The 10,886-nt window shown below is 75.4% G+C and carries 9 protein-coding genes; 1 reads left to right on the plus strand and 8 read right to left on the minus strand.

The genetic code is table 11. From position 1 onward, the window contains the following. Window positions 1-19: 19 nt before the first annotated feature. From ACFU74_RS32520 to ACFU74_RS32540, 5 genes are all read right to left on the minus strand, one after another. Window positions 20-2,014 carry a phosphocholine-specific phospholipase C gene (locus ACFU74_RS32520; RefSeq protein ID WP_380763355.1) on the minus strand — a complete coding sequence of 665 codons (1,995 nt, stop codon included), beginning with the start codon at window positions 2,012-2,014 and terminating at the stop codon, window positions 20-22. A 14-nt stretch (window positions 2,015-2,028) separates the two neighbouring features. Then, window positions 2,029-3,507 carry an endonuclease/exonuclease/phosphatase family protein gene (locus tag ACFU74_RS32525; RefSeq protein ID WP_380763357.1) on the minus strand — a complete coding sequence of 493 codons (1,479 nt, stop codon included), beginning with the start codon at window positions 3,505-3,507 and terminating at the stop codon, window positions 2,029-2,031. A gap of 228 nt (window positions 3,508-3,735) precedes the next feature. Continuing rightward, entirely contained in the window at window positions 3,736-5,067 is a 1,332-nt protein-coding gene (locus ACFU74_RS32530) for a cryptochrome/photolyase family protein (RefSeq protein WP_380763359.1), read from the minus strand. A gap of 134 nt (window positions 5,068-5,201) precedes the next feature. Beyond that, window positions 5,202-5,468, minus strand: coding sequence for a metal-sensitive transcriptional regulator (locus ACFU74_RS32535; RefSeq protein ID WP_350550913.1), 267 nt, complete (start codon window positions 5,466-5,468; stop codon window positions 5,202-5,204). 120 nt (window positions 5,469-5,588) lie between these two features. Then, window positions 5,589-5,975 carry a PRC-barrel domain-containing protein gene (locus ACFU74_RS32540; protein ID WP_380763361.1) on the minus strand — a complete coding sequence of 129 codons (387 nt, stop codon included), beginning with the start codon at window positions 5,973-5,975 and terminating at the stop codon, window positions 5,589-5,591. A 240-nt stretch (window positions 5,976-6,215) separates the two neighbouring features. Here ACFU74_RS32540 and ACFU74_RS32545 point away from each other — a divergent pair, with 240 nt between their 5' ends. Beyond that, window positions 6,216-7,049, plus strand: coding sequence for an SAM-dependent methyltransferase (locus tag ACFU74_RS32545; protein ID WP_380763363.1), 834 nt, complete (start codon window positions 6,216-6,218; stop codon window positions 7,047-7,049). Between the two features lie 12 nt (window positions 7,050-7,061). Here ACFU74_RS32545 and ACFU74_RS32550 read toward each other — a convergent pair whose 3' ends face one another. From ACFU74_RS32550 to ACFU74_RS32560, 3 genes are all read right to left on the minus strand, one after another. Beyond that, window positions 7,062-7,877: a class I SAM-dependent methyltransferase gene (locus tag ACFU74_RS32550; RefSeq protein WP_380763365.1), complete on the minus strand. Its 816-nt coding sequence runs from the start codon at window positions 7,875-7,877 to the stop codon at window positions 7,062-7,064. A 76-nt stretch (window positions 7,878-7,953) separates the two neighbouring features. After that, complete coding sequence (locus tag ACFU74_RS32555; protein WP_380763367.1) at window positions 7,954-8,955, minus strand: BadF/BadG/BcrA/BcrD ATPase family protein; 1,002 nt, start codon at window positions 8,953-8,955, stop codon at window positions 7,954-7,956. Between the two features lie 1,188 nt (window positions 8,956-10,143). After that, complete coding sequence (locus ACFU74_RS32560) at window positions 10,144-10,797, minus strand: hypothetical protein (RefSeq protein WP_380763369.1); 654 nt, start codon at window positions 10,795-10,797, stop codon at window positions 10,144-10,146. Window positions 10,798-10,886 lie beyond the last annotated feature (89 nt).

The following is a 10,886-nucleotide window of genomic DNA, read 5'->3' on the forward strand; positions in this document are numbered from 1 at the left end:
GGCGCGGACCGCCGTCGGGTCAGTGCACCCGGCCCGCGTAGCGGCGGGTGAAGCGCTGGCCGGTGGCGGCGGTGACCACCACGTCGTAGCGGCCCTGCTTGTCCAGCGGCCAGGCGAGGTTGGCCTGCTTGCCGGGGCGCACCCAGAGGGTCTGCGCGGTGCCCGCGTAGTCGTTCGGGGCGACGGAGAAGCAGACGTCGGTCATGCCGTCGTTCACGAGCTGGAGGGTGAGCCGGCCGGAGTTCGAGAGGTCGGCGGTGACGATCGGGATGCCGATGTCGTCCTGGCCCGCCGGGACGTCCGCGCTGCCGGCGCCCTCGCGGATCACGGTGCCGGCGAAGCGGCGCACGAAGCCGTCCGGGCCGTGCACGGTGAAGTCGTAGCGGCCGTTGGTCGCCGCGGCCTCCCAGGCGTACGTCGCCGTGGCACCCGGGGCGACCGTGAACGGCGTGCCGGCGAAGGGCTGCACGATGTTCGGGTAGACGGTGTACGGGAAGGCGACGCTGCCGTCGTTGCTCATCGTGCAGGTGATCCGGCCGGTGCGTCGGTCCACCTCGGCCTCCGCCCAGGGCTGGTAGGGGAGATGGCGCTGCGGGCGGTCGCCGCGCTCCTGGACGGGCATCGACTGGGCTCCGACGGGCGGGAGTTGGACGCCGGGCAGCTTCGTCCCGGCGTCGGCCTTCGCCATCAGGGCGTTGGTGTCCGGCAGTTGCGGGATCGATTGGTCGGGGGCCGCGAAGTCGAAGCAGCTGGTGAGGTCGCCGCAGACGGCGCGGCGCCAGGCGGAGATGTTGGGCTCGGCGACACCGGTGACCTGCTCCATGAAGCGCAGCACCGAAGTGTGGTCGAAGACCTGGGAGTTGACCCAGCCGCCGCGCGACCAGGGCGAGATCACCCAGAGCGGGACGCGGTTGCCGAGGCCGATGGCGCGGCCCTGGGTGAACTCCTCGGGCGTGCCCGGCTCGGGGGTGGGCGGCACCATGTGGTCGAAGTAGCCGTCGTTCTCGTCGTACATCACCAGGAAGACGGTGTGCCGCCAGACGTCCGGGTTGGACATCAGCGACTGCAGGGCCTGGTTCACCCAGTGCGCGCCGTACGCCGGGCCGGCCTCGGGGTGCTCGGAGAAGAGGTAGGGGGCGACCAGCCAGGAGATGGTCGGCAGGGTGCCGTCCTTGCAGTGCGCGTCGAAGGCCGCCGGGTCGAACTTGGTCATCGCGTTGATGTAACGCGGGTCCGTGGTGGGGAAGTTGTGGAACTGCCTGAAGTAGGAGAGCGCGTTGTCGTCGTAGTCGCCGGTGCGGTCGTCCTTGCTGGGGTTGTGGTAGACGCGCCAGCTCACGCCGGCCTGTTCGAGGCGCTCGGCGTACGTCGTCCAGTCGGCGACGGGGTTGTCGGTGACCGGGGTGTTGTCGATCCACGGGCCGGTGGTGCCGTCGCGGCCGGGGCCGGCGGTACCGGTCCACAGGTAGAGGCGGTTGGGGTCGGTCGGGCCGGCGAGGGAGGTGAAGTAGGCGTCGCAGAGGGTGAACGCGTCGGCGAGCGCGTACTGGTAGGGGATGTCCTCGCGGGTGAAGTAGCCCATGGCACGCTCGCCCTTGGCGGCGATCCACTTGTTCATCGCACCGTTGTTGATGGCCTGGTGGCCGGTCGCCCAGTCGTGCGGCAGGCCGCCGGCGTTCTGCGCGTTGTACTTCGAGGTGTCCATCCGGTACGGGAGCATCACCCGGCCGTCGCTGCGGCCCGGGTCGGGCTGGCGGAACACGTCGGTGCCGTCCGGGAACTGCAGCGCCTGCTTGTCGCCGAAGCCGCGCACGCCGTTCAGGGCGCCGAAGTAGTGGTCGAAGCTGCGGTTCTCCTGCATCAGCACCACGACGTGCCTGACGTCCTTGATGGTGCCGGTGAGCCGGCCCGGCGCGGGGGCGGCCTGCGCCGGGGTGCCGGGCAGGCCGGTCAGGGCGGCGGCGCCGGCTGCCGCGGTGGCGCCGACGAAGGTGCGGCGGGAAAGGTCTGACATCGCGAACTGGCCTTTCAGAGCTGGAAGGTGGCGACCGCGGCGGCGGTGTCGGACGGCCACTGGTTGGCGGCGAGGGCGGCCGGTTCGGCGGCGGGGGCGGCGCCGGCGGCCGGGTGGGCTCCGGTGGCGGGCCAGTCGGCGACCAGGGTGTGCGCCTCGACCAGCTTCAGCCGGCCCCGGTAGAGCACGTAGTCGATCCGGTCCTGCGGCTCGGCCTTGCCGGCGGCGCGCTGCTTGCGGACCGGCGACCAGGTGGTGCCGGGCGCCTTGACCGGGTCCCGGTTCTCCTCGCGGAAGGTGTCGGTGAGCCCAGCGGCCTGGAGCACCGCGGTGACCGGCCACTTGAGCACTCCCACACCGCTGTGCGCGGCGGCGGTGGCGGCCGTCCAGTCCAGGTGGGACGGCGAGGACAGCGCGCCGGCCAGTACCACCGGGACGCCCGCGGGCTCGGCCTGGACGGCGGCGGCCAGCGCCCTGGCCTGCTGTCCGCGCACGGAGGCGGTCTCGGCGGCGGTGATCTGCGCGGCGCTGCGGCCGTCCTGGGCGGCGTGCGGGCCGTAGTCGGCCTCGTCGAGGTGCGCGCTCCAGACGCGGACGGTGCGGCCGCCGGGCAGCTGGACGGTCGCCCCGGCGGCGGGCAGGGCGGCGGTCGGCTCGGTGACGGCGGTCAGCGGGTGGCGGCTGAGGATGCCGACGCTGCCGGTGCTCTGGTAGGCGTGCCAGCCGAGCGCGTCGGCCAGCGCCCGGGCGGCCCCGCCCGCCGTCTCCTGGAGCGCCAGCACGTCCAGGCCCTGGGCCAGGACGACGCGCAGCTGCTTCTCCAGCGCGTCGGTGAAGGCGGCGCCCGCGTCGGCGAGGTTCCAGCTCGCCACCTTCAGGCGCGGCGCGGCGGCCGGGTCGGCGACCGGGAGCAGCACGGTGACGGTGTCGGCGGCCCCGGCGCTGTCCTTGACCCCGACGACCAGCACCTCCGGGTAGCGCGGCGCCTTGCCGGCCGGCGCGGTGCCGGTCACGGTGCCGTCGGCGGCGACCGCGAGCCAGGCCGGGCCGGAGACCTTGCGGAAGGCCGCGTTGCCGGGCGGGTTCCCCTCGGGGCGGGACCAGAGCCCGCCGAGCTTGACGGTGACGGCCCCGCCGGGGGCCACCGGGGTGGCGGTGAAGGCGTCCACGACGGCGTGCGGGCGGATCACGGCGGGCTTGGGGCGGAAGGCGAAGGGCTCGGTCCTGGCGAGGATGCCGTAGCCGTCCTTGGCGAGCAGGTAGGCCGTGTACGGGCCGCCGGTGAGCGCGGAGGTGTCGAGCTGGACGTCACCGGAAGCGGCCGGCGTGTACTTCCAGAGCAGTGAACTGCCGTTGCCGGGCAGGCGGTCGCCGTCGTAGACGCCGACCCAGTTCTTCGGGTCGGGGGCGTCGGTGGTCCAGTGGAAGGTGAGGCGGTCGCCCTCGGAGGGGCTGGTCGAGGACGTGAGGGTCAGGGTGCTGCCGGTGGCCACGGATGTCCTGTCCGCCGCGCGGGCGCCGGGCCGTCGGGGGGATGCCGGACCGGGGCCGTCCGCGGCTGCTGACGGAGGCTGGGATGGGCGACCCCCATCAGCAGTTGGCTGTACAACTGCGGGGGCCCGCGCCCATTCATCCGAAGGACGGCGACCGGGGCGTGAACGAAACGTGACGCAATGTCGGGCGGTTCGGGAACTGTGGGACGGGCGGGTTCCGGCGGTGGATCAGTCCAGGCCGCGGGCGCTGCGCAGGCGGTCGGAGAGGGCGGCCGGGTCGACGACCGGTTCCGGGTAGCCGGCCGGGCGCTCGTCCAGCAGCCACGGGCGGTGCACCGCCCGCCCCGGGACGTGCGCCAGCTCCGGGACCCAGCGCCGCACGTAGGCGCCGTCCGGGTCGAGCCGGTCGGCCTGCGCCAGCGGGTTGAGCACCCGGTTCGGCCGGGTGTCGGTGCCGGTGCCCGCCACCCACTGCCAGTTGAGCTGGTTGTTCGCGACGTCCCCGTCCACCAGCAGCCGCAGGAAGTGACGGGCGCCGATCCGCCAGTCCCGGTAGAGGGTCTTGGCGAGGAAGGAGGCGGTGACCAGCCGGGCCCGGTTGTGCATCCAGCCCTCGTGGGCGAGTTGGCGCATGCCCGCGTCGACCAGCGGGAAGCCGGTGCGCCCGGCGCGCCAGGCCGCGCACTCCTCGTCGTCCTCCGGCAGCCAGTGGTCGCCCCGGTCGCGGTAGGGGCGGTGCGCGGCCCCGGGGCGGGCGGCGAGCACCTGGTGGTGGAAGTCGCGCCAGACCAGCTGCCGGACGAACGCCTCGGCGCCGTCGCCGCCGTGGCGGAGCGCACCCGCGGCCAGTTCGGCGGCGGAGAGGCAGCCGAAGTGCAGGTAGGGCGAGAGGCGGGAGGTGCCGTCGGCGGCGAGGTCGTCGTGCAGCTCGGCGTAGCGGTCCAGCTCGTAGCGCCGCCAGAGCCGCCGGCCGGCCCGCTCGCCGCCCGGCGGGAGCGCGGGCGACTCCGGCTTCGCGGACGGGACGGGTTCGCTCGCGATGCCGTCCGGTGTGCGCAGGGCCTTCGGCGGACGGTCCACCGTCCGGCGGGGCGCCTGCGACCAGGCGCGGAAGTACGGGGTGAAGACGGCGTAGTGGTCCTTGCCCGCGGGGGTCACCGCGCCGGGGACGACGGCGGTGAGCGAGCCGTCGTGGACGTGCAGCCGGTCACCGAGCACGGCGCGCAGCGCCTGTTCGCGGCGCTGCGCGAAGGCGCTCACGCCGGCGGCGAGGTGCACCGAGGCGGCGTCCAGCTCGGCCGCGAGCCGGGCGGTGGCGGGGGCGGCGGGGCCGGCGCGCAGCACGAGCCGGCCGCCGAGCGGGCGCAGCGAGGCGTCCAGGTCGGTGAGGCAGTCGGCGAGGAAGGCGGCGCGGTTGGGGGCGGCGAAGCCGGTGGCGGCGATGTCGGGGTCCAGGACGAAGAGCGGGACGACCTGGTCGGCGGCGGCGCAGGCGGCACGCAGCACGGGGTTGTCGTGCAGGCGGAGGTCCTGGGTGAGCAGGGCGATGGCAACGGTCATGGGGGGACCAGCCTGGCACGGACGGGGCCGGAGGGGGTGTGGCACGCGAACGGCGGGGGCGCGTGCCTTGTGGCGCGCGCCCCCGCCGAGGAGCGGTACGGGGGCCTCGGGGGTCGTTCCCGGGACGCCGGGGCTCAGGCCAGGGCCAGGAAGAGCTTCTCCAGCTCGGCCTCGGTCATCGGCGGGGCGTCGGCATCGGCCCCCGCCATGCACTGGCGCATGCCGCTCGCCACGATCTTGAAGCCGGCCCGGTCGAGGGCCCTGGAGACGGCGGCCAGCTGGGTCACCACGTCCTTGCAGTCCCGACCCGCCTCGATCATGGCGATCACGCCCGCGAGCTGCCCCTGGGCACGCCGCAGCCGGTTCAGGACCGCACCGACGGCCTCCTCGTCCACCTGCATCTCAGCACCGCCTTACGCTGTCGACTACCGGCTGTCCAGTGTACCCCGTGGGGTATCGATACCCCGGTGGTCGACGGGCGGGGCGGTGGTGGGCGGCGGGTGGCGGGTGGCGGGTGGCGCTCAGCGCCGGGCGAGCCTGCGCTCACCGCCCGCGCCGGTGACGTACTCCAGGCCGTAGTGCGCGAACACCTCCGGCTCCGCCTCGGCGGGCAGCACGTCGTCGACACCGATCGACGGCGCCGACTTGACCAGCGCCCTCGCGAACGCCACCTTGAGGTAGCCCGGGCCGAGGACGGCTCCGTCGAGGGGGACGAAGACCAGTTTGCTGTTGACGTTCAGCCCGACCGCGACGGCCGGCCCGACCGTGACCGTCGCGAAGTACGGCTCGTCGCTGGCGGTCTCGACGTAGACGGACTCCAGCTTTCCGATCCGGTGCCCCTTCTGGTCCACGACGGCCTGACCCCGCCACTCCCTGATGTCGGCCGGAACGATCTCGGCGACGGCCATGGCTACCTCCCGTAGCCGCCCCACGGCGGCGGCGCCTCGGTTGGGCGGCGGCCTCGGCGGGCAGCGGCCCCGGACCCTCCCATCCTGCGCCGGGACGGCGGGGACCGCCCGCCGGGGCGCATTGCGCACAACCGGGGGCGATCCGGCCAACCGCGCACGCGGGCGCGCTCGAACACCTACGCTGTCGGCCGACGGATCATCAGATCACCTTGGGATCACCTAGGCGGAGGCGCGGCGGCAGTGGTCGGTTACGAGAGCATGTGGGAGCAGGGCGAGCCGGGCGTCCCGGCCGACCTCCGTCCGGAGATCCCGCACCCCGCCCGGATGTACGACTACTACCTCGGCGGGAAGGACAACTTCCCGGCCGACCGCGAGGCCGCCGAGCGGGCGCTGGCGGCCAACCCGGAGTTCCGCTCCACCGCGCGCGCCAACCGGGGCTTCCTCACCCGGGCGGTACGGTGCGTGGCCGGCCTCGGCGTGAACCAGTTCCTCGACATCGGAACCGGCATCCCGACGGCCGGGAACACCCACGAGATCGCCCAGTCGGTCGATCCCGGCGCCCGGGTCCTCTACGTCGACAACGACCCGATCGTGCTCGCCCACGCCCGCGCCCTGATGGGCGGCAGCGCCGTCGGCCGGACCACCGTCATCCAGGCCGACCTGCGCCGGCCCGCCGAACTGCTCGCCGACGCGAGGGCCCAGGAACTGCTCGACTTCGACCGCCCGATGGCGCTCGTCCTCGCCGCGGTCCTGCACTTCGTGCGGGACGAGGAGGGCCCCTACGAGGTGGTGCGCGCCCTGCTGGACACCCTCGCCCCCGGCAGCCACCTGATCCTGTCGCACGGCACCGCGGACTTCCTCCCCGCCGAGGTCCGCGACCGGGTGACGGGGGTCTACAGCAAGGCCACCGCTCCCCTGGTCGGCCGCAGCCGGGAGCAGGTGCGGGACTTCCTCGACGGCCTGGAGGTCCTGGACCCCGGCGTCGTCACCGTCCCGCTCTGGCGCCCCGACGGCGCGCTGCCCGCCGGGGCCGGCCGCGTCAGCATGTACGGCGCGGTGGCCCGCAAGCCGTAGTGCCCGCGGCCGTCAGGCCGGCTTGCCCGCGCGCAGGGAGTACATCAGCGGGACGCGCGGCTGCCCCGCCGGGAAGCGGTAGCCCCGGTCCTGCTCCAGCACCGGGAAGCGGGCGAACACGGTGAAGTCGTGTTCGTGGAGGAACTCGATCCGCAGTCCCGCGGCCACCAGGGCGCTGACGACCTCGCCGATCCCGTGCTGCCACTCGACGGTCCGGGCGGGGACCGTGGCTGCCATCTCGCCGTCGGTGTAGGTGCCGGCCTCGTTCCAGACCGTCCCCTCGGCCTGGAAGTAGTCGTACTCCACCGTCCGGCCGTCCTCGGCCAGGGTGTCGCCGAAGGGGTGGAACTCCGCGAGGTAGAGGAAGCCGCCGGGGGCGAGGAGGGTCTCCACCGTCCGCGCCCAGCGGCCGATGTCCGGCAGCCAGCACAGCGCGCCCAGACCGGTGTACACGATGTCGAAGCTCCGCCCGCCGAGCGCGGCGACGGCGTCGTACACGTCGGAGACGACGAAGCGGGCGGAGTCCATGCCGATCCGCCCGGCCAGGTCGGTGGCGGCCTCCACCGCCGGACGGGAGAAGTCCAGCCCGGTGACGGTGGCCCCGTGCCGGGCCCAGGACAGGGTGTCCTGGCCGAAGTGGCACTGGAGGTGGAGCAGGGACTTCCCCCTCACCTCGCCCACCTCGGCGAGCTCGAAGCCCCGCAGGGACTCCTTGCCCTCGACGAAGCCGGCCACGTCGTAGAAGTCGCTGGCCACATGCACCGGAACGCGCCCGTCCCAGTTGGCGCGATTGGCCGCCAACCAGTCGGGGGGCGGGATTTTCTTCATACCACCACGCTAGGCAGGCCCCCGCAGCCGCTCAAACCGTTTTCGGCCAGGTGCCCGAGTCCGGCACCCCGGCTCCTCAGCCGGGGAGGACGGTGAGGAGGGGTGGCCGGAGGGGCCAGGGGAGGTCGGGGGCGGTGGCGGCGAGGCGGAGGGCGCCGAGGAGGGGCGGGCCGTCGGGGGTACGGGGGCGGGCGGCGGGGAGGCGGGTGGCCAGGGCGTCGAGGGTGGCGCGGCGCAGGGCCGTGAGGCGGAACAGCCCGCCGGTCAGGGCGAGGTCCGGGCCGGGAAGTCCGGCCGAGGTGGCGGCGGCCGTCGCGGTGGCGGCGATCTCCTCGCCCGCGCGGCGGAGCAGCCCGGCGGCGACCGGGCAGCCGTGCTCGGCCGCCGCGGCGACGTCCGGGGCGAAGGCGGCGAGCAGGGCGGCGCGGTCGGGGCGCGGCTGGAGGGCCGCCGGGAGGCCCGTCGCCGGGCCGTAGCGGCGCTCGGCGGCGGCGAGGAGGACGGGCGAGCCGCCGGGCCGGCCGTCGTACGCCCGCAGGGCCGCCTCCAGACCGGCGCGGCCGAGCCAGCCGCCGCTGCCGCAGTCGCCGAGCAGCTGGCCCCACCCGTCCGCACGCCGCCAGCCCGCGCCGGGCCGGTACCCCAGGGCGACCAGCCCCGTCCCGCCCGCCACCGTCACCCCGGCACCGGTGCCCAGCGCCCCGACGTGGGCGGTGACCGCGTCCCCGGCCAGCACCAGGTGCCGGGCCCCGGTGGCCTCGGCCAGCGGGCCGGGCAGATGGGCGGCGAGGTCGCGGCCGAGCAGCGCCATCCCGGTCGCGCCGACGGCGACGGCCCCGATCCGCGCGCCCTCCGGCAGCCCGGCGGCGAGCCCGCGGAGGGCCGGGAGCAGCCCGCCGAGCAGCGCCCGCGCGTCGTGGCCGCCGCTCGCCGCCGCGACCCGGGCGGGCACCGCCACCTGCGCCGTCCGCGCCTCCGCCAGCCCGTCCGGCCACCGGTCGGGCGCCAGCGCGACCCGGACCCCGGACCCGCCGACATCGACCCCGGCGACCCACCGCTCCCCCGCCGTCCGCTCCACGATGTCCCTCCAGGGTGCGCGACCGTTCCACCGCGTTCATCGTGCCGTGCTCACTACGGCAGCGGCAGGCCGAAGTGCGCGGCGACCTGCGCCAGGCAGCGACCTCTGCCATCGGCGCTCTCCGCTCCACGGCGGTCCGTGACCCTCCCCGCCTGCGACAACAGCGCAAGCGAAAGGCGCGGCGGCGCAGTCCGCCGAGCCGACAGCGGGCGCGGACCCGTCGAACCGTGCGGCGACCCGACCAGCCAGAGCGGCGGCGGGGTCCACGACAGCACCCCGCACCGGCCTGCGGGCCGCGCCGGCTACGGAAGCGGCAGCGCGAACCGCGCGGCGGCCTGTGCCGCCAGAACGACGGCGGGCGGCGACTCCGACGGTCCGGCGCCCTCCGCTCCACCGCAGCCGGCCGTGCCGCGCCGACCGCGACGGGAGCGAACCGACCGTGCGACGCCCCAACCCGCCAACCCGGCGGTGGGCATCCACCCCGGCACCCACTCCGATCAACAGGCCACGTCGGCTACAGCGGCAATGGCCGAACCTCAGGGCGTCCCGATCCGCCGGGGCGGCAGCCTCCGTGCCGGCTACGGCAGCGGCCGGCCGAAGTGCGCGGCGACCTGCGACACCGGGGCGGCGGCCCCGGCCACCCGGTGCTCTCCGCTCCACGGCGGTCTGCGGCTCTCGCCGACCGCAACGCCGGCAGACCCAAAGACGCGGCGGCACAGTCCGCCGAACCGACAGCGCGAGCGGACCCGTCGAACCGTGCGCCGGCCCCACCCGCCAGGGCAACGGCGGGCACCCACCCCGGCCACCCGCTCCGATCAGCGGGACCACAGTAGGCCGAACGGCACGGCGCCCCGATCCGCCGGGCCGGCGACCTCCGTGCCGGCTACGGCAGCGGCCGGCCGAAGTGCGCGGCGACCTGCGACACCGGGGCGGCGGCCCCGGCCACCCGTTGCCCTCCGCTCCACGGCGGTCTGCAGCCCTCGCCGACCGCAACGCCGGCAGACCCAAAGACGCGGCGGCGCAGTCCGCCGAGCCGACAGCGCGAGCGGACCCGTCGAACCGTGCGCCGGCCCCACCCGCCAGGGCGGCGGCGGGCAGCCACCCCGGGCACCCGCTCCGATCGGCGGGAGCACAGTAGGCCGAACGGCACGGCGTCCCGATCCGCCGGGGCGGCGGCCTCCGTGCCGGCTACGGCAGCGGCAGCGCGAACCGGGCGGCGAGCCGATCCGCCAGGGTGGCGGCAGAGGTGCTTCCGTCGATGGTGAGGGTGGTGGCGCCGTGGAGTGGGGACTGGTGGCGGACCTCCTGGTCCCACAGGGTGTCGCGGGCCAAGCGCTCGGCCAGGGCGGTGTCCGCGTCCTCGGTGCCCCAGGTGGCGCGGGCGTGGGCGGGGTCGGCGTACCTGGTGGTGAGGGCGGACCGGCGGAAGGCGGGGGTCGGCAGGAGGAAGACGGCCTGCGAGGGGTGGCGGAGCAGGGGGGCGAGGTCGCGCGGGAGGATCCCGAAGTAGTCGACCAGGACGGGGCGGTCCGCGGGGAGGGCGAGCAACTCGTCGACCAGGAACCCGGTCATCTCGCCGTGCAGGCTGGGCATCGCCCGGAACACCTGCTCGGCGGTGCGGTCGTGCCACAGTGCTCCGGGCGGCTGGTCGCGCAGGGCGGCGAGCCGTGGGTGGCGAGCGGAGTCGCAGCGGGCGAGCCAGCGGTGCTCGGCGCGGTCGCCGTCGAGGACGGTGGCGTCGTGGCGCTCCGCGAGCAGCCGGGTCAGGGTGCTCTTGCCGGCCGCCGTGCCGCCGGCGATCCAGCGCACGTGGGCCAGGCGGTCCGTGAGTGGAGGCGTCATGGCCTCCATGGTCGGGGTCCCGCCGCGGAAATTGCAGTCTTGTTCGTGGCCGTCGGCGGCGTGAGGATGGCGGGGACGGGGGCCGTGGC

The sequence above is a fragment of the Kitasatospora sp. NPDC057500 genome (assembly GCF_042802195.1).
Taxonomy (GTDB): Bacteria; Actinomycetota; Actinomycetes; order Streptomycetales; family Streptomycetaceae; genus Kitasatospora.

What these genes read in the sequence shown, in the direction of transcription:
- ACFU74_RS32520 (WP_380763355.1), bottom strand. Translation starts at nt 2,014, where the DNA reads ATGTCAGACCTTTCCCGCCGCACCTTCGTCGGCGCCACCGCGGCAGCC.
- ACFU74_RS32530 (WP_380763359.1), bottom strand. Translation starts at nt 5,067, where the DNA reads ATGACCGTTGCCATCGCCCTGCTCACCCAGGACCTCCGCCTGCACGAC.
- ACFU74_RS32535 (WP_350550913.1), bottom strand. Translation starts at nt 5,468, where the DNA reads ATGCAGGTGGACGAGGAGGCCGTCGGTGCGGTCCTGAACCGGCTGCGG.
- ACFU74_RS32540 (WP_380763361.1), bottom strand. Translation starts at nt 5,975, where the DNA reads ATGGCCGTCGCCGAGATCGTTCCGGCCGACATCAGGGAGTGGCGGGGT.
- ACFU74_RS32550 (WP_380763365.1), bottom strand. Translation starts at nt 7,877, where the DNA reads ATGAAGAAAATCCCGCCCCCCGACTGGTTGGCGGCCAATCGCGCCAAC.
- ACFU74_RS32560 (WP_380763369.1), bottom strand. Translation starts at nt 10,797, where the DNA reads ATGACGCCTCCACTCACGGACCGCCTGGCCCACGTGCGCTGGATCGCC.